Annotated in this window: 17 protein-coding genes and 1 tRNA gene; 13 read left to right on the plus strand and 5 right to left on the minus strand. The window is 59.3% G+C overall.

Going from position 1 to position 18,726, the window contains the following annotated elements; genetic code table 11:
* The first annotated feature begins 37 nt into the window (after positions 1-37).
* Complete coding sequence (locus AB1286_RS18670) at positions 38-169, plus strand: hypothetical protein (protein ID WP_430364652.1); 132 nt, start codon at positions 38-40, stop codon at positions 167-169.
* Between the two features lie 69 nt (positions 170-238).
* On the opposite strand, the gene AB1286_RS18675 is transcribed toward AB1286_RS18670, so the two are convergent.
* The 5 genes from AB1286_RS18675 to AB1286_RS18695 form a co-directional block, all read right to left on the minus strand.
* Positions 239-496, minus strand: coding sequence for a (2Fe-2S)-binding protein (locus AB1286_RS18675; RefSeq protein ID WP_430364653.1), 258 nt, complete (start codon positions 494-496; stop codon positions 239-241).
* A gap of 218 nt (positions 497-714) precedes the next feature.
* Positions 715-1,575 carry a glutamate racemase gene (gene murI, locus AB1286_RS18680; protein WP_430364654.1) on the minus strand — a complete coding sequence of 287 codons (861 nt, stop codon included), beginning with the start codon at positions 1,573-1,575 and terminating at the stop codon, positions 715-717.
* Between the two features lie 88 nt (positions 1,576-1,663).
* Positions 1,664-2,146, minus strand: a complete 483-nt coding sequence (gene bfr / locus AB1286_RS18685) for a bacterioferritin (protein WP_430364655.1) — start codon at positions 2,144-2,146, stop codon at positions 1,664-1,666.
* Positions 2,147-2,311: 165 nt separating this feature from the next.
* Positions 2,312-3,847 (minus strand): fumarate hydratase, encoded by a 1,536-nt coding sequence (locus AB1286_RS18690; protein ID WP_430364656.1) that lies wholly within the window; start codon positions 3,845-3,847, stop codon positions 2,312-2,314.
* A 129-nt stretch (positions 3,848-3,976) separates the two neighbouring features.
* On the minus strand, positions 3,977-4,876 hold the full coding sequence (locus tag AB1286_RS18695) for a DMT family transporter (RefSeq protein WP_430364657.1): 900 nt from the start codon (positions 4,874-4,876) through the stop codon (positions 3,977-3,979).
* A gap of 302 nt (positions 4,877-5,178) precedes the next feature.
* Here AB1286_RS18695 and acs point away from each other — a divergent pair, with 302 nt between their 5' ends.
* From acs to AB1286_RS18755, 12 genes are all read left to right on the plus strand, one after another.
* On the plus strand, positions 5,179-7,161 hold the full coding sequence (acs, locus tag AB1286_RS18700; RefSeq protein ID WP_430364659.1) for an acetate--CoA ligase: 1,983 nt from the start codon (positions 5,179-5,181) through the stop codon (positions 7,159-7,161).
* A gap of 104 nt (positions 7,162-7,265) precedes the next feature.
* On the plus strand, positions 7,266-7,625 hold the full coding sequence (locus tag AB1286_RS18705; protein ID WP_430364660.1) for a DUF4212 domain-containing protein: 360 nt from the start codon (positions 7,266-7,268) through the stop codon (positions 7,623-7,625).
* Positions 7,622-9,640, plus strand: a complete 2,019-nt coding sequence (locus AB1286_RS18710; protein WP_430364661.1) for a sodium:solute symporter family protein — start codon at positions 7,622-7,624, stop codon at positions 9,638-9,640. Before AB1286_RS18705 ends, AB1286_RS18710 begins: the two co-directional genes overlap by 4 nt.
* 71 nt (positions 9,641-9,711) lie before the next feature.
* Positions 9,712-9,802, plus strand: a tRNA-Ser gene (locus AB1286_RS18715).
* Between the two features lie 268 nt (positions 9,803-10,070).
* Positions 10,071-10,808 (plus strand): hypothetical protein, encoded by a 738-nt coding sequence (locus AB1286_RS18720; RefSeq protein WP_430364662.1) that lies wholly within the window; start codon positions 10,071-10,073, stop codon positions 10,806-10,808.
* A gap of 343 nt (positions 10,809-11,151) precedes the next feature.
* Positions 11,152-11,382, plus strand: coding sequence for a helix-turn-helix transcriptional regulator (locus AB1286_RS18725; protein ID WP_430364663.1), 231 nt, complete (start codon positions 11,152-11,154; stop codon positions 11,380-11,382).
* A 12-nt stretch (positions 11,383-11,394) separates the two neighbouring features.
* Positions 11,395-11,865 carry a helix-turn-helix domain-containing protein gene (locus tag AB1286_RS18730; protein WP_430364664.1) on the plus strand — a complete coding sequence of 157 codons (471 nt, stop codon included), beginning with the start codon at positions 11,395-11,397 and terminating at the stop codon, positions 11,863-11,865.
* 1 nt (position 11,866) lies between these two features.
* Complete coding sequence (locus tag AB1286_RS18735; protein ID WP_430364665.1) at positions 11,867-13,324, plus strand: DUF3987 domain-containing protein; 1,458 nt, start codon at positions 11,867-11,869, stop codon at positions 13,322-13,324.
* 573 nt (positions 13,325-13,897) lie between these two features.
* Positions 13,898-14,545 carry a hypothetical protein gene (locus tag AB1286_RS18740; protein ID WP_430364666.1) on the plus strand — a complete coding sequence of 216 codons (648 nt, stop codon included), beginning with the start codon at positions 13,898-13,900 and terminating at the stop codon, positions 14,543-14,545.
* Between the two features lie 10 nt (positions 14,546-14,555).
* Entirely contained in the window at positions 14,556-15,743 is a 1,188-nt protein-coding gene (locus AB1286_RS18745) for a hypothetical protein (protein WP_430364667.1), read from the plus strand.
* Between the two features lie 848 nt (positions 15,744-16,591).
* Complete coding sequence (locus AB1286_RS18750) at positions 16,592-17,773, plus strand: hypothetical protein (RefSeq protein ID WP_430364668.1); 1,182 nt, start codon at positions 16,592-16,594, stop codon at positions 17,771-17,773.
* A gap of 134 nt (positions 17,774-17,907) precedes the next feature.
* Entirely contained in the window at positions 17,908-18,639 is a 732-nt protein-coding gene (locus AB1286_RS18755) for an HNH endonuclease (protein WP_430364669.1), read from the plus strand.
* Positions 18,640-18,726 lie beyond the last annotated feature (87 nt).

Consider the following 18,726-nt stretch of genomic DNA (forward strand, 5'->3'; position numbering starts at 1 on the left):
CGGCCCTACGCCGGCCGCAACGGGAGATGAGGCTTGCATGTTAGCGGGAACTGAAGGCGGCGTTGCCGGCGGGGTGGGCGGTACGATGTCGCATCACGAGCGGCAGATGAACAAGGAAATGCACAAGGTCGCGATAAAGCCGATGAACAAGACCATCTCGAGCTCCTAGAGCAAAACGAGCGGCTGCTGGCTGTAGCGAACTGGCGTGCCGCGGAAAACGGCCGGACGAGGCCGAAGCTTAGGCGGCTTTGCGCTCGTAGAACGTAATGGGCATCGGCTGCGCAGGCGGCAGCGATACCGGTACCGGTCGCTCGACACCGCAATGGCTTTCGCAAATGCCGCACTGGGCCATGACCTCGCGCACGGACTCTTCGCATTTGCCGCAGCACGTGGCCACGCCCAACTCGAATTGCAGCTCCTCGAAACTATCCGCTCCCTCCGCAATGGAGGCTCGAATTTTTCGGTCGGAGACGGACTTGCATACGCAAACGATCATGACTGAAGCCAAACTAGAACGTTAATGCGAACTATTATCATTACGTTTTGCGTCGTTGGCAAGCGCATCGTCCGGTTTTTTGTAACAAGCAACCCTAGGCGATTGCGCCCCGATTCAGGGAGAGGGGAGGCGGCGAGGCAAAGGGCGCCAGCGGGAAAAGCAGGATAGAGCGGGGATGGAGTGCCGATCGCGCGGCAAGCGCGACCATCAAATCAAGCTCAAGCGGAGGCGGACCGCTCGGCCGTATCGCTGGGAGTGGGGATGGAGACCTGCTCGACGGGGACGTCGAGCCCCAGCAGCGTCGACGCGAGCCGGCGCATATGAACGCCTTCGTCGGTCGAGCAAAGCCGCGGCGGCGACGGTTGCGTATCGGCAGGGGCGAGCAAGCCGTTCGTCTCGAGCACGCGTTGGAGTTGCCGAGCGATTGCCACGCTTGTATCGATAAGGGCTAGGCGCCCTTGCGCGATATCGCGAATCGCCGCATCGAGAAAGGGATAGTGCGTGCAGCCCAATACGAGCGTGTCGGCGCCCGCGGCGAGCATCGGCTCGATGTAGTCCGAGAGCAGCGCGCGCACCTCGCGGCTGTCGATCTCGCATCGCTCGACGGCTTCCACGAGCCCATGCCCCGGTTGGCAGATGAAGCGACAATCGGCCGCATAGCGTTCGATCAGCGATCGAAACCGTTCGCTGCGCAGGGTGACCTGCGTGGCGAGCACCCCGGCGACTCTCGATTTCGACTGACTGGCCGCCGGTTTGATGCCGGGCTCAACGCCGATGATCGGGATCGCCAAACGCTCGCGCGCCAAAGCGATCGATTCGGCCGTCGCCGTGTTGCAGGCAACGACGAGCGCTTTCGCGCCTTGCGAGACGAGCCATTCGCCGATAGCGAGCGTGCGTTCCGAAATGAACTCGTTGTCGCGCAGCCCGTACGGCGCGTGCAGCGAATCGGCCACATAGAGCAGCGATTCGTGCGGCAACTGTGCCCGTATGGCCCGCAGCACCGACAGCCCCCCGAGCCCCGAGTCGAAAATGCCGATCGGCGCGGTCCGGCTGCGCGGCGCATCGGGACTCGGCGTCATCGATGAGAGGGCTTCGGCTGGGAGCATATCGGGCAGTGCGGTCATAGCCGGCAAAGAAACACGCGCGCGGTGGGCGAACGCGGAGCGATCAGGATTCGGCGGACGAACCCATCGCCGATTGCTGATAGTTCTGGAGGCCGACCTTGTCGATGAGATCGAGCTGCGTTTCGAGCCAATCGATATGCTCCTCGGTGTCGTCGAGGATCGTTTCGAAGATGCCGCGCGATACGTAATCGCGCACCGATTCGCAGTAGGCAATCGCCTCTTTGCAGGTGGCTTGCGAGCCTTGCTCGAGCTTCAGATCGCACTCGAGGATCTCTTTCGTTTCCTCGCCGATCAAGAGCTTATGCAAGTCTTGCAAGTTGGGCAGACCGTCCAGCATGAAAACGCGTTCGATCAGCATATCGGCGTGCTTCATTTCGCCGATCGACTCGTCGTACTCGTGCTTGCCGAGCTTCTCGAGCCCCCAATGCTTGTACATGCGCGCATGCAGGAAATACTGATTGATCGCCGTGAGCTCGTTCTTGAGCTGCGCGTTCAGATATTCGATGACTTTCTTATCGCCTTGCATAGGGGTTCCTTGTTCTGAGTGCTATCGGGCTCGTGTTGGCAAACGATAAACGTTGAACCGGCAAAAGCCAAGACTTCGCGCGTTGCGTTGGCCGCTTGGCCGATCCGCCATCGAAAAAGCCGGGCACGCGGCCCGGCTTTCGTCGAGATGGCGTGAAGCGCGAACTTACGCGGTAACGACCGGGAGTTTGCCGATCTTCGCTTGCCACTCCTTCGGTCCCGTTTGGTGGACCGACGTGCCGGTCGAATCGACGGCGACCGTCACGGGCATGTCGAAAACGTCGAACTCGTAAATCGCTTCCATGCCCAGATCTTCGAACGCGAGTACCTTCGCGCCGCGAATCGCCTTCGACACGAGGTAAGCGGCACCGCCGACGGCCATCAAGTAGGCCGCCTTGTGCTTCTTGATCGCGTCGATCGCCACGGGGCCGCGCTCGGCCTTGCCGATCATCGAAATGAGACCCGTTTGCGCGAGCATCGTTTCGGTGAATTTATCCATGCGCGTGGCCGTCGTCGGACCGGCCGGGCCAACCACCTCGTCGCGCACCGGATCGACGGGGCCCACGTAGTAGATGACGCGGTTGGTGAAATCGACCGGCAGCTTTTCGCCCTTGGCGAGCATATCGGCGATGCGCTTGTGCGCCGCGTCGCGGCCCGTCAACATCTTGCCGGAGAGCAGCAACGTTTGGCCCGGTTTCCAGCTCGCGACTTCCTCGGGCGTGAGCGTGTTCAGGTCGACGCGCTTGCTCGTTTCCGTATTGGGTTCCCATTGCACCTTCGGCCAGGCGTCGAGCGAGGGCGCTTCGAGGTGCGCGGCGCCCGTGCCGTCCAGCGTGAAGTGCGCATGGCGCGTGGCGGCGCAGTTCGGGATGATCGCGATCGGCTTGGAGGCGGCGTGCGTCGGCGCGGCCATGATCTTGACGTCGAGCACGGTGGCGAGGCCGCCGAGACCTTGCGCGCCGATGCCGAGGGCATTCACTTTCTCGTGCAACTCGATGCGCAGTTCCTCGATCCAGTCGCGCGGGCCGCGCGCGATGATGTCCTGGATGTCGATCGGATCCATCAGCGATTCCTTCGCCATCAGCATCGCCTTTTCGGCCGTGCCGCCGATACCGATGCCGAGCATCCCTGGCGGGCACCAGCCGGCGCCCATCGTCGGCACCGTCTTCAAGATCCAATCGACGATCGAATCGGACGGGTTCAGCATCGCGAACTTCGACTTGTTTTCGGAGCCGCCGCCCTTGGCCGCGACCTGAACGTCGACCTTATCGCCCGGGACGATTTCGTAGTGGATGACGGCGGGCGTATTGTCCTTCGTGTTTTTGCGGGCGCCTTCGGGCGGATTCACGATCGATGCGCGCAATACGTTGTCGGGGTTCAGATAACCGCGACGGACGCCTTCGTTGACCATATCGGTCACGCTCATCGTGGCCGGGCCGCTTTCGCTGCCCCAGCGCACGTCCATACCGATTTTCAGGAAGACCGTGACGATGCCCGTGTCTTGGCAGATCGGACGGCGGCCTTCGGCGCACATGCGGCTGTTCGTCAGGATTTGGGCGATGGCGTCTTTCGCGGCCGGGCTTTGCTCCAGCTCGTACGCTCGGCCGAGGGCCTGGATGTAATCGAGCGGATGGTAGTAGCTGATGTACTGTAGCGCGTCGGCGACGCTCTGGATGAGGTCTTCCTGCTTAATGAGTGTCATGGCTGAGTGCTGTGGGGAGCGGCAAAACGGAAACGGGGGCGCAAAAAAAAGCGCGCGAAAAATCGCGCTATTGTACCGCGCCGGCGTCGGCGGCACGGTAAGGTTGACCGCGCCGTGGGGTCCGCGCGCTCACGGGGCGACGGGTGGCGAGCGCTTGAGGTCGATGCTCGCGATCGCGATGCCCGAGACGACGCAGGCGAGCGCGATGCCGTGGGCGAGCGTCGGGCGCTCGCCGAGAAAGACGATTCCGTAGGCCGCCGCGGCGATCGGCAGAACGGCGCTGAAGACGCCGGCGAGCGAGCCATGCACGTGCCGGATGCCCTTCATCCAAAGCCAGAAGGAGAAGATGCTGGCCGATAGACCATACCAAAGCGTCAACGCCCAAATCCCGGAGGGCACAGCCGCATAGTCGAAACTCGCCAATGCTTTCGCGCCGAGCGGCAGCATCAGCAAAAAACCGAACAAATGCGTATAGGCGCAGATATCGATTGCGGCGAGCGTCTGGGTGAGCCGGCGCGACAAGATCACGTAGAGCGATTCGCAGCAGACCGCGCCGAGCACCATGAGATTGCCGGCGAGCGATCCTGTCGCGCCATGGGCCGCCGAGGCATTGCCGTGGGACAGATTGACGGCGACGATGCCGAGCATGGCGAGCGCGATCGATACGCAGGCACGTGCATTCGGCCGTTCGCGCAGGAAGATCCAGGCGAACAGGGCGACGACGGCCGGTATCGTGCTCGTGATGACGCCGGCGGCCACGGCGCTCGTGCGGGCCACGCCGTTCAGCATGAGCAGCGTAAACCCGAATGTGCCGAAGAGCGCCTGCAAGAACAGATTGAGCCATTCGCCGCCTTTGACGTCGCGCATCTTCGAGGGCCGCAGCAACGGCCACAGCACCGCGAGCGCAATGACGAAGCGCAGCAGCGCGAAGACGAGCACGGGAACGAAAGCGACGATCGACTTACCGATACCGACGTTGCTGCCGACGAGCAGCATCGCGGCGATGAGAAACCAAGCGTATCGATTCAAGCTGTGATCCGAGGGGAGTTCGGCTAGCATTGTAGGGGGGCGTGCATGACCACGTAAACCCGGGGTGCGGTGCCGCGCAGCCCCGCTGGCTAAAGGGGATGTGGTCGCGCGAACGGCCGACGGCCGCGATGTAAGAAGCCGGTAAGTTGTCGTCGCTACTGTGCAGCCACTATCATGCGAGCGCGCTGCGCATGGCGCTTCATTGTTGCGATGCGGCATTCCATTCAGTCTTGCGCGCCGAAAGGCTTACGTGCCCGCCGGCGCCGGATTCGAGTTTCATCTTGTCGATAAGGGAGTAGTCGATGTCTGCGATTGAATCGGTTCTTCGCGAAAACCGCGTATTCTCGCCGTCCGCCGAGGCGACGGCCGGCGCGGCCATTTCGGGAATGGACGCATACCGGGCGCTGATGGCCGAGGCCGAGCGGGATTACGACGGCTTTTGGGCGAAGCTTGCGCGCGAGACGCTCGCTTGGCGCAAGCCGTTTACGAAAGTGCTCGACGAGTCCGACGCGCCGTTTTTCAAGTGGTTCGAAGACGGCGAGCTGAACGCGTCGTATAACTGCCTCGATCGCCATGTCGAAGCCGGTCATGGCGAGCGCACCGCGCTGATTTTCGAAACCGACGACGGCGCCGTCACGAACGTCACGTATCAAGACTTGCTCGAGCGCGTCTGCCGCTTCGCCAACGCGCTCAAGCGGCGCGGCGTGAAGAAGGGCGATCGTGTCGTCATCTATATGCCGATGTCGATCGAGGGCGTCGTCGCGATGCAGGCTTGCGCGCGGATCGGTGCACCGCACTCCGTCGTGTTCGGCGGCTTTTCGTCGAAGTCGCTGAACGAGCGGCTCGTCGACGTCGGCGCCGTCGCGCTGATCACGGCCGACGAGCAAATGCGCGGCGGCAAGGCATTGCCGCTTAAGCGCATCGCCGACGAAGCGTTGGCCATGGGCGGGTGCGAAGCCGTCAAGAGCGTGATCGTCTATCGCCGCACCGGCGGCAACGTCGACTGGGATGCCACGCGCGATCTGTGGATGCACGAGGTCGTTGCCGATGAGGCGGCGAGCTGCGAGCCGGAATGGCTGAGCGCCGAGCATCCGCTCTTCGTGCTTTATACGTCGGGCTCGACGGGTAAGCCGAAGGGCGTGCAGCACAGCACGGGCGGCTATCTGCTGTGGGCCGCGCAGACGATGAAATGGACGTTCGACTGGAAGCCGTCGGACGTCTTCTGGTGTACGGCCGACATCGGCTGGATCACGGGCCACACCTACATCACGTACGGGCCGCTGGCGCTCGGCGCGACGCAGGTCGTGTTCGAGGGCGTGCCCACGTACCCGGACGGCGGCCGCTTCTGGAACATGATCGAGAAGCATAACGTCAGCATCTTCTACACGGCGCCCACGGCCATCCGTTCGCTGATCAAGATCGCCGAAGCCGATGAGAAGATTCACCCGAAGAGTTTCGATCTGTCGAGCCTGCGCATTCTCGGCACGGTCGGCGAGCCGATCAATCCCGAGGCATGGGTGTGGTACCACCAGCATGTCGGCGGTGCGCGCTGCCCCGTGATCGATACGTGGTGGCAGACCGAAACCGGAGGACACATGATCGCGCCGATGCCGGGTGCGACGCCGCTCGTGCCGGGCTCGTGCACGTTGCCGCTGCCGGGCATCATGGCCGCGATCGTCGATGAGACGGGGCAAGACGTGCCGAACGGCCAGGGCGGGATTCTGGTCGTGAAGCGGCCGTGGCCGTCGATGCTGCGTACTGTTTGGGGCGATCCCGAGCGGTTCAAGAAGAGCTACTTCCCGGCCGAGCTGGGCGGTAACCTCTATCTTGCCGGCGACGGCTCCGTGCGCGACAAGGACACCGGTTACTTCACGATCATGGGCCGCATCGACGACGTGCTCAACGTCTCGGGCCACCGGCTCGGGACGATGGAGATCGAATCGGCGCTCGTGGCGAATCCGATCGTCGCCGAGGCGGCTGTCGTCGGCCGGCCCGACGATACGACGGGCGAAGCCGTCGTCGCATTCGTCGTGCTCAAGCGGCCGCGCCCCGAGGGCGAGGAAGCCGTGAAGCTCGCGAACGAGTTGCGCGCGTGGGTGGGCAAGGAGATCGGGCCGATCGCCAAGCCCAAAGACATCCGCTTCGGCGAGAACCTGCCGAAGACCCGCTCGGGCAAGATCATGCGGCGCTTGCTGCGTTCGCTGGCGAAGGGCGAGGAGATTACGCAGGACGTCTCGACGCTCGAGAATCCCGCCATCCTCGATCAGCTTGCGCAGGTGCGTTGATCGCATGATGCAACGCTAGCGGCAAGCGAAAGGTTGCTGCGCTTTAAAGGCGCGACACGGTCAATCCCGATTGCCCGTGTCGCGCCTTTTTGATACATAGGCGCATGGCCGCGCCACGTCCCCTCGATCCCATCGCTCAACGCTCGCTCGAACCGCCTCCGATTTCGAGCGCGATGGTGCTCGCGCATCGTCGCTATTGGCGCTTCAACGTGATCTTGATCAGCGTGCTGATGCTGATCGGGTTTGTCGTTTCGTTTGTCGTGCCGCTTTTTGCTCGTGCGCTATCGGACGTGAGGGTAGGCGGGTTCAGGCTGCCGTTTTACCTTGGGGCGCAAGGCGCGATCATCGTCTACTTGTTGCTGATCGCCGTGTATATCGTTGCGATGACGCGAGCCGACCGTCGCTTGCGACAGGCTGCCGAGGACGATGCCGCGAACGGTCTCGCCGATGAGGCCACGCGATGAGGCTCGTCAGCCGGCTCGTTCGCGCCTATGCGTTCTATACGCTCGGGTTCTTTCTGTTCATCTATACGATGTGGCGGATCGAACTGGTGACGGGGCCTGGTGTTTGGGTCGGCTACGTCTTCCTGTTCGTGCCGATCGCGGTGTATGCCGTGATCGGTTTGCTTTCGCGGACCTCCGATCTCGTCGAGTACTACGTCGCCGGGCGGCGCGTTCCAGCGGCTTTCAACGGAATGGCGACGGCGGCCGATTGGCTCTCGGCAGCGTCGTTCATCGGGCTTGCGGGCTCGCTCTATGCCACCGGTTACGACGGCCTTGCCTACATGATGGGCTGGACCGGGGGCTATTGCCTTGTCGCGTTCTTGCTCGCGCCGTACGTACGTAAGCTTGCGCGCTACACGATTCCCGATTTTTTGGGGACGCGCTATTCGAGCAATGTCGTCCGCGGGATCGCCGCGATGGCGGCGATCCTGTGTTCGTTCGTCTATCTGGTTGCGCAGATACAGGGCGTGGGGTTGATTGCGACGCGCTTCATCGGCGTCGACTTCGCGATCGGCATTGCTTGCGGACTGGCGGGCATTCTTGTTTGTTCGTTCCTTGGCGGCATGCGCGCGGTGACGTGGACGCAGGTGGCGCAATACGTGATTCTGATCGGCGCGTTTTTGATTCCGGTATCGATGATTGCGCACAAGGATGGGCTGGGCTGGGTGCCGCAATTGACCTATGGTCGAATGATGGCGCGCATGGAGAAGCTCGATCGGATGGTCCGCGATTCGCCCCAGGAACGCAGCGTTCGCGCATCGTATAAGGAGTGGGCCGCGCAAATCGATACGCGGCTCGCAGCGCTGCCCGGTTCCTATCTGAACGAGAAGGCGCGCTTGATGCGCGAACTCGACGACCTGCGTCGGCATAACGGGCCGCTACGCGATATTCATGCGCGCGAGGCGGCGCTGGAGGCCTTCCCGCGCGATGCGGCGGCGGCGCGCGTAGTGTGGACGCAAGAGCGTGACGATTTGCTTGCGCGGGCAACCGATCCGGTGCCGATGTACGAGCCGTTCCCGGCCGCGAACGACGAAGTGCGGCGCACGCACGAGCGCAATTTTCTTTCGCTGCTGCTGTGTTTGTCGTTGGGCACGGCGAGCTTGCCCCACATCTTGTCGCGGTACAACACGACGACCTCCGTGAGTTCGGCGCGGCGTTCGGTTGCTTGGACGTTGTTCTTCGTTGCGCTGTTCTACGTGACGGTGCCGGTGCTGGCGGTGCTGATCAAATACGAAGTCATGACACATCTCGTTGGGCGGTCGATGGCCGACTGGCCGACTTGGGTGACGCAATGGCATCGCGCGGAACCGGGTTTGGTCGGTATCGACGTGGGCAACGGCGATGGCATCGTCCGGTGGTCCGCGATTCGGCTTCAGCCCGATTTGGTTGTGCTGGCCGCGCCCGAGATCGCGGGGTTGCCGTATGTGATATCGGGGCTTGTTGCGGCTGGGGCGTTGGCCGCGGCGCTATCGACGGCCGATGGGTTGTTGCTGACGATCGCGAATGCGTTGTCGCACGATATTTATTTCCACATGGTCGATCCCGCGGCTTCGAGCCAGCGGCGCGTGACGATTTCGAAGATCTTGCTGCTCGGGGTGGCGTTGTTCGCCTCGTATGTGGCCTCGCTCAATACGGGGAACATCTTGTTCTTGGTGGGGGCGGCGTTTTCTTTGGCGGCTTCGAGTTTTTTCCCGGTGCTCGTGTTGGGCGTGTTTTGGAAGCGGACGACTCAGCGTGGGGCGGTTGCCGGAATGCTTGCCGGATTGGGCGTGTGCATCTACTACATCGTTTCGACCTACCCGTACTTCCGCCAGTTGACCGGGTTTGCCGGGCCACGGTGGTTCGGGATCGAGCCGATCAGCTCCGGTGTGTTCGGGGTGCCGGCCGGGTTCGCCGCGACGATCGTCGTCAGCTTGTTCGATCGGGCGCCCGATGCCTATACCAAGGCGCTCGTCGACTATATTCGGCATCCTTGAGCGGAGGCGATTGGCCAGAAGGTGAGGGCAGTGCCCCGCTCGCCAGAGTTCTGCTATACTCTGCGGCTCTCGGAGAGATGGATGAGTGGTTTAAGTCGCACGCCTGGAAAGCGTGTATAGGTTAATCGCCTATCGGGGGTTCGAATCCCCCTCTCTCCGCCAGAAGGAATAAAAAATCCCCGTAAAGTCAATGACTTGCGGGGATTTTTGTCTTTCAGCCCATCATCCAGCCCATCCGAAGTTTGGCGCTTTGCGGCCGCTTCGGAGTCGTGGCGTTCAACGAACGCCGACTGCATCCCGGCGTGCGACCAATTGCGCGGGTCTCTTATAGAGTAGGTAAGCAGCAAGTGCGTACGCATCTTCCCCCGATCGGAATACGATGCGAGATCGCATGACGTTTCGACGACCTCAACAAAGAGAGATAACAGCCATGGACCAGCCATCCCGCGAGCAACTCGGCCTTCAGTTTTACATCAATCGTGTCCTGAATTCCCTTGAAGCTTGCTACATGCAGCAGAAGCTGGGGGCGGAGCGCGAAGACTTACTGAAGGAAATTGTCGGCGTGATCTTCGATCGCGACGACAGCCGAATTGAAGAGCCGTATGACATCATCATGCTTTATGTATCGGATGCCGACAAGAAGAAGGGGAGGCATTGGCTTGCTAAATCGCCGTATGCCGCCATCATCGTTTCTTGTGCTTACTGGGTACGTTGCGTGCGCGCATCATCAAATGGCGATACTGAATTAGCATGGTCCTATATGGCGGATGCTCGGTACTGGTGTGGTGTTGCCATATGCGGCACGGGGCTGAATGAACTGCAAGAGCGAACGATTGACTCCACGCGCGAGAAGGCGTCGACCGATGCCTTGCGCGCAAAGGGCAAATCTGGGGCAGAGGCGCGCGATCGCGCGTACGGACCTATTCGCGAGTACGCATACCAATTGGCTAGAGAGAAGCTGCCGGCATCGGGATGGCGTTCGCGATCGCACGCGGTCCAGGCCGTCAAAACTGACGTCCTTGCGTTTTCGGAGGGCAGGGAAGATTTGCCAAAACTAAGCCGTGATGGTGTTGGCAAGACCCTCGATAACTGGCTCAGGGACATGCCTGACGCGTCCATCCTCTTTCCATCCAAGAAGGCCAAAGGGACCCCAAAAAACGGCGCCTGAGCGGGGCGTGTCCCCGTATCGGTTGGCCATCGTCGTCCGGAACTCCGCCGCCCGGTACGACAGGCTCTGTCGCAGCTTCCGGGACGACGGCCGACATTTCCTCCTGATATACGTCCTCTTTTTCCAGTGGCGCGCTCCCACCTGGCACTCCCGAGCCATGCTCGCGCCGTGGATCTCCAATGCCATTCATTCGCGTTTCATCGCTACGTTGATACCCGCATCTAGAAAGATTGTCGGCAGTTTGCGGGCAAACGTACCACCTTTGCCCGCAAACTGCGTATCTTCGAAGTCTCGACCTCCCTAGACTGGCTTAACCATTTCAACTGAAGCCAAGGGGGTTTCAATGAGTAGCGCAGCGAAGTCGTTGAGCCGAATTCTTCGTCTCAAGAGGGTGAGAGAGAAGACGGGTATTTCGGAAGCCAGCATCTACAACAAGCTAAATCCGTGTAGCAAGTACTACGACCCGAGCTTCCCAAAACAGATTCGTTTAGGTGCGGCCTCCGTCGGATGGCTGGAATCCGAGGTTGATGCCTGGATCGCTGCTCGCGCGGAATCGCGCAACGCGGTGGTGTAATGGAGGCGCGTAATGAACTCTCTTGCTCAGGTGCAGTTGCACGCCTCCTTCGATCCCGCTGCAGTGGCTGGTCAAGACTCGGGCGGTAAGTCCATCCTACCGCTTGAACAATCAAGTGGCGCGGCAATGTTCGCGACGATAGCGTCGCTCGCCATAGCGGCTGCGTCGACGATGATCTCATGCAGCAATGCCGTGCTTGCGGCCAGGGAGCGTGGCGGAACGCTTGGGGAGCAATCGGCTTATTCCGCGTTCGCCAGCGTCGTCGTTGTCAGCGTTCACCTGCCGCTCGTCGCGCCGGGGGCCGTCCTTTCCCTTCCACTCTGGACGACTGGCGAGACGGCTTATTATTTCCGCGTCGAGGCGCAGACAATTCGCAATGCGATTTCGAGAGATGGCGCGTACGACGGGCTGAGGCCCTGCCGTTTTGGCCGCCGCTGGTACTTTAAGGCCGCTGAAGTTCGCGCAGCGGCGGAGGGCGTCTGACATGCAGACACTTTCCAACCGAATGACCGAGCGATGGATTGGCCCGCTCTTCGAGAAACTGCGCGGCAGGCTGATTGACCGCGTCTGTGACGAGTTACAGAGAAACTATCAAGCAATCGAGGATCTCGCATTCTTTCTGCTGATCGGCATGATAACCCTCGCGTGCCAGGACGGGGCGTACGTCCGCATGGTTGATGGGAGACTCATTCCCCTCTCGGGCTACTTCGTCACAAGCGCGCCGTCCGGAAGCGGCAAGTCAACCTTGCTGGCCCGCTTGCTGAGGCCATTCCGTGAAGCGGAGACCCAAGCCGTGCGGGAAAGCGCACATCACCACCTGCGCTACCAAGCCGATTTCCTCGTCTGGAAGGGCCGAATCCGTCATGTCACGCGTGAGATTAACGAGGCTATCGCGGGCGGTGAAGACGCTAGCGACGTGAGCGATCGACTCAGCGTTCTGCTAGCGGATGAACCGCTCCCACCGCGTACTGCTTCGTGGCTCACCGAGGACGCGACGATCCAGGCGCTGCGGCGTCGTCTACACAAGGGTTGGCCGTCGGCCGGCATTGTACTCGACGAAGGAATTCGCTTTCTCAAAAGCGGCCTGTCGCGAGCCTTCGCCGACTTTTGTACGTTGCACGATGCGCGTCTTGCCCGCAACGATCGCGTCAGTACAGGCGAGGAGTCGGTTGAAAGCGCGTTTCTGTCGATGGTGATCGCGACGCAGCCGGGTCCGCTATTCGCGTATCTGGACAAGCACGGCCAGAAGGCATTCGAGACTGGGTTCCTTGCTCGTTTGCAACTTCTCGACGTGCAGTCACCGATCACGCCGCGCGTTCCGAACGGAGACACGATGCGGCAGCCAGCGCTTAGTGAGTACGACGAACGTGTTGTTGCGCTCAAGCGCGACGCATGCAAGCGCATGCGCAAGAACGGCGCCTTCGAGCCACTGGTCATCGACATCTCCGCATCGGCCGTCGAGTTGCTGGCGACAGTCCCCCAACGGATTCAGGCGAGAGCGGCGAGCGAGGGATACTCGTCCGACATGGGCCCATACCTGCTCCGAGTGCCTGATTTGGTCGCGCGGGTTGCGGGCGTACTTCACCGCTTTGAGGGTTGCGAAGGCCCTATCGCTGAAGACACGATGAGCGTTGCGATCGAGATCGCGTTCTGGCTCGCGCAGGAGACGAACAAGGTCCTGACTCGCCTGCTCGAGCCATCTGCAAGCGAGAAGGCTGATATCGATACGGTCGGGCAAATGCTGAATGCTCATCTCGCCCACCGCCGCCGCCTATTTCTATCGAAAAGCGAACTATGGGCGATGGCACCCAGCTTCGGAATGGACGAGGCTCGCTGTAAGCGCGCCCTGCACCATCTATGCAAGGCCAAATGGGTCTGGCTGGAATCACGCGGTAACGCCACGATCATCCGGTTGTCGCCGCACTTTTTCCGGCTCTCGTAATTTCTCAAATGACGATGGTTCGTCCAGCGCTGTTTGCTGCGCTGGACGCTTATGCCGTCAGAGACTAAGGGCGCTCCGAAGATGGGTACGACCCTGGTCTTGACTTTACCAAATTAATGAACGAATTCGAAAATGACAAACCAAGTATTTCCGGTATTTCACGGCGGCCAAGACGCGGCGAACAGCTCAATTAGCATTTTAAGCGCCGAGTGGCGCGACCCGATTTGGCTGATAACGCTGGTGTTAGCGCTTCTGACGACGACGACTTCGGTCGGTATCGCAGTGATGTCGGGTTTCGAGCGCGCAGTCACGGTGCCAGAGCAAATTGCATGCGTTTCATTGGCCGTGGCGGCAGTAATCGGCGTTCACGTGCTTCCAGCGCTAAGTCGAAGAAGTTCGATCGTTACACGTTGCTGCGCGGCGGTGCTCTTTGCAGCGAGCCTCTTGGTCGTGCTCTACGGCCAAGTGACGTTTTTCGTTACGGTGCAGCGAAGCGCGGGCGACGAGCGAGAGAACGCTAGTGTTGCTCAACGTGTTAGCCAACCGGTAGCTTCCGGGCCGACACGCAGTCTGATGGAGATTGCCTCCGAAGAAGAGAAGGTCCGTATTCGACTGGCGAGCAATGACGGCGGAGCTTGCAGCGGCGACTGCCTGACGCGGCGCAAGCGTCACGACCTGCTTGAGGCTGAGCTTGACATGCTCATGACGGAGGAACATGAGGCGAAGCGCCGTGAAGTCGAAGACGACCGCCAAGCCGACTCGTCTCAACGACTGCGCGACTCGCTGCGCGAAGATCCCGCGACTGCACGACTTGCAAGCCTGACTGGAGCCGACGAGCAAACGCTGAACATGGTGCTCGCTCTTGTCTGCGCTGGCGTTTTGGACTTTACAGGGAGCTTTTGCTGGTACTTGGTACTGGCACGGAGTCGTAACCGCGCAGTCGTGAAGGCAAACCCGGAAGTCGTGCTCGACGCTCCGAGTCGTCGCGATCAGACGGAAGTCGACGAGGGGGCGACTGCCGACTCCAGCGCGTCGCCGATCATCGATGCAGCCGACGGTCGGCTCGTGCAACTCGTGCATGAAGTCGCAGCGGGCAACGTTCGCCCGACCGTCGATGGTATCCGCGAGCACTTCAACTGCGCACAGAAAACGGCGAACCATCTTCGCCGGAAATACCTCGCACTTTGCGAGGCCATTCAATCCACGACTGCGCAGTGCTAAGGAGATGGCTATGCCTATCAGAAAACCGTTCGATGGCGAGAACCCTTGGATTGCGGAAGGCGCTCGCTACGTCCACAAGGACAAAGAAAATAAGCTACGTCAAAGCGAATTGACGTACCGTCTGGTACGTCGTCGAATGCTTGATCGCATCGAAAACGAAATGATGTATGCGCTCGTGGAGCACAAGGGTAAGCCAATGACAGTCTTGGGCAGCGGGTTCGGGGCATTGGCAGACACCGTCCATCAAATGGACTATCTCGCCCGGCTCATCGCAGAAAGCGACGGCAATGCGTTCGACTTTGAGCGACGAGAGGACGGTAAGCTGATTCGGCTCGAAGAGCACGAACTGGGCCAGTATTACCCTCTGCTTTGCCCTCTCGTTCGCCTCGTTTATGAGTTGGACCTCGATCGCTTCAGGCTGACGCCGCATGCCGACGTTTTCCGCGACGTGGTTAAGTACTGCATGGACAAGGTGCCCTTCCTCAACGAGCGTTTGGAGAAGCTGCCGACGTATTTTGACAGGGACGTGCGCCGGTTCTGCGGCGAGCTGGCCAACGACCTTTTTGCACTGATTCGCCAAGAGGTGAAGGCTCGCGAGGTCAACGAGATGGTCTCCAAGCGCAAGTATGGCGGAAAACGTGCAATTCGCCGTATGCAGGAATTCAAGCGCAAATGCTTCGCAGGGCGCGACGCGCTGTACGTGATGCCGCTCGAATGCGGCTACTACCCGGAGCATTACGCCACGGTGTCGCTCGACCAAGCTAAGCGCGACCATGACATATTCGTCAATCGACTGCGCGCCGATTCGAAGTTTGCTGCCGTTGCGGTCGGGGGTATCTGGTCACTGGCTTGGGGCGAGCAAAGAGGCCATCATTTCCGCTGGATGTTTTTGCTCGACGCGTCCCTTGTTTCAGATTCTTTGGAATGGATGGAACTGGTCGCAAATGTGTGGAAAGGTGTCGTTGGCGATGGAGCTGCTTATGTACGGGTGCCCGGTGTCAATGATGCTCCGTCGCCGATCGCTGGCATCATTCGCGTCGACGACGACATCAGGATGAAGGTGCTCGACGACGATATCGAATACGTCGCGACGAAGGACTATCTCATCCAACTGAAAGAAGCCGAAGGCGCCCGCTCGTGGGGCACGTGGGTGCCGGCTTATACGCGTGACGGTCTCTGTCGCAAGAAGCCGGTTTAGGACGGAGAAGGTACCGGTGCAGAGCAGCTCGGCAATGAGCCGTAATTGGCTCGCAGGCCCTGAGATCGGGGCCCCCGTAGTTGGGGGCTCTCGATCCGCGCTTCGCGGTGGCGTCATAGGCCGGACGGGGAGCTTGTGCTTGCCAGAGGTTCTTACGAATTGTGCGATAGTCGAAAAATCGCACAATTCGTAAGCGCCGCCGATGCTCAGTCGCGAACCGTCGACGGTAGGCGATGGGCACCTCAACCGCCGACACGTGGCAGCGCGTAGCAGACCACCCACCTGCTATGCGCTTGATTGCAGCCATCTATCGCGCGAGCGGTTCCGTGCCTCGCCGCCCATCTGATCCGTCCCGAACTAGGTTGTCGCCGACGTCATGCATGCTGATAACGGGGGCGTGAGGTTTCAGGCGAAATCGCAGATCAAGACGCCCCGGAGTTGATGAGCGGCACGGACTGATTTTAATTTTTATTGCGTGCGTATGTATGCATATGAGGGGGGTGACTGAGAACTAAGCCACTCTCTGGTGTTGATAATTAAGTCGAGGTAGATCTCGGGTGACTCGCTGGTTCCACTTTTGCTTCTCTATGGAATACAAAGCATAACGAGAAGTGCGAAGCAACGATAATGGATAATTAAACGCATTCGATCCATCGACGCCGCACGTCGCGTAGATGACGGGAACGTTTACGTCGCTCCTGCTGCTTCGATCAATTACCAATAAAACGGAAGATCTCTAATTCATCGATCGCTGGGTAACGTTGCAGATAACTCGGCGAAGCGACAAACGAGAGATCTAACCTCAACTTTCGTCGCCACGCGTGCGACGGATGCATCCTTACACAACCATGAATGAAATTGAAAATAACCTCGAAGCTGAGGAGGTGCTCGCTCGCCTTGATGAGCGGCTCAATCTGGAATTCGAAAATGTCGATGGAGAGAAGAGGCTGATCGCCCATAAGGGATATGCGTCCAAGCATCTGTCCGAAATAGAGCGGTTCGTGAAATCGATCGAAGTCGGATGGAAGGGAGGGTTCATTGAAGAATCGACGCGATACTCCAAAATCAAGAAAATCAAGACTTTATACCTCGGTAAGAAGTTCTACCGCTCGGTGAATCACTGGCTCGAACATTACTCGGAAGTGCATCGTTACTCGACGAGAGTCGATGCGTTCTATGACGTGTGCAAACATCTTGGTTTAATCGGCTACCCGTTTGAGTTCGGCGAGCCGGGTGCCATCGTTGGTGCCAATGGCTTGCGATATATGGACGTATTTAATAGGCTCATCGACGAAGTCCGTGTGCGATGCCAGTCTCGCGAGTTCAAGGAGCGTGAGCGTCTACGCCTAGAAAGTGCCAAGAAAAATGCATCTAACGCACTGGCCTTGGAAGAGGCGATGTTCTCACCCGAGAGGGGAAGATCTCGGTGGTTGGTTATATTTCTATCGTTTTCTTACAAATCGAAATTTCGTCGCTGGATCACCCTCGACGACGTGCAACGACATCGGGAGCGCTTCTTCGCGGCTAAAAAATTTAATAAGCTAGTGTCGGGTATAAAGAATTTTGTGTGGAAAATCGAGCAAGGCGAAAAATCAGGATTTCACCTTCACATGGTTTTGTTCTATTCGGCGGAATATAATCACGATGTGTCCATCGCAAGACAACTCGGAGACTACTGGGAAAATGTTGTTACGAAGGGAAAGGGCGACTACCACAACTCTAACGCGGACGCTCGAAACGGAGTTTATGATTTTCGCGGATTTGGTGTCGCTGTAGGTCAGGTCAATTGGAACGATACGAGGAAACGCGCCGCGCTGCGCAAGCTGCTGAAATATCTGGCGAAGGCGGAGCAATACCTTTTGATCAAAACGGCAGGGAACATGCACACCTTCGGGATGGGGGAGCTGCCGGGAAAGGTGAAGTCAGGGCGTCCTCGTGTTGCTTCTACAACGTCCGACTCGAATGACGCCGAAGGTAGTGATGAGTCGATCCAAGACTCGCAACGTATTGCAGCCGATAAGATGTTCTAGACTCGCGTCGAGTGTTAGTATCCGATTTGCATCGCAGACAGCAGTCGACGATCGGCATGAGTAGTTCATTCGGTTTTGCGAGGCTACGATTCGCCCGGAATTTGCGAATTCTAAAAATACTAATGGAGATTGCTATGCAGTTATCCTTCAGGGAGCAGAAAGTTCGAAAATTGCTCATTCGTGTGGCGAAAGGGGAGAAAGGTGAGCCCACTGCGAAGAGAAAAGGAAGAATTTCGTACAAGGAGGTCTGGACGTACCTTTACCCAAACAGCACGTGGGGGCAGGCTCATACCCGGGAGGTTGTAGAATTGATAACAAGGATCTCCGCCTTCGAAATGCAGAATGGCCGCCCTCCGTTGAATGAAGTTGTTACACCTACAAACAAGTTAACTCCGACGGAATCGTGGGGGAATGCAAAAATCGGAATCAAGGCATATTTAAAGGATATTTCTGGAATTTCTTTGCCTTACAAAGATCATACGGAAGCACAAGAGGCATGCTGGAGATATTGGGCTAACCACTCTGATAGCGAGGTATTCGGCGGTGAGATCCGACTGACTGAGACTCAGGTGGAAGAGGGATATCGAGAGGACCGTGAAGTTCGCTTCCTGAGTAGGAACAAGAAGATCATTGCCGATGCAAAAAAGCGAGACAACTTCAAGTGTCGAGCGTGTGGGTTCTTTCTTGAAGTTGACGGCAAACCGATAATTGATTGCCATCACACCATTCCCTTGAGCCATGCGTCCGGCGTTCGGGTCACCAGATTACGTGATCTGGTCTGTCTTTGTCCTACGTGCCATCGAGTTGCACACACGAGAGCATATCCGCTGTCGATAGATGAAATTCGTAAGCGCCGTGGTCTGTGAAGGCGTCCAGCCTCAGTCGACTGAACTGGCCGGTTGTCGTAGCGGGCGCTGCGACATCCTTGTCTGTTGGCTCGGCCTATACTTGGC

It is taken from the genome of Trinickia sp. NRRL B-1857, from assembly GCF_050470685.1.
Lineage (GTDB): Bacteria > Pseudomonadota > Gammaproteobacteria > Burkholderiales > Burkholderiaceae > Trinickia.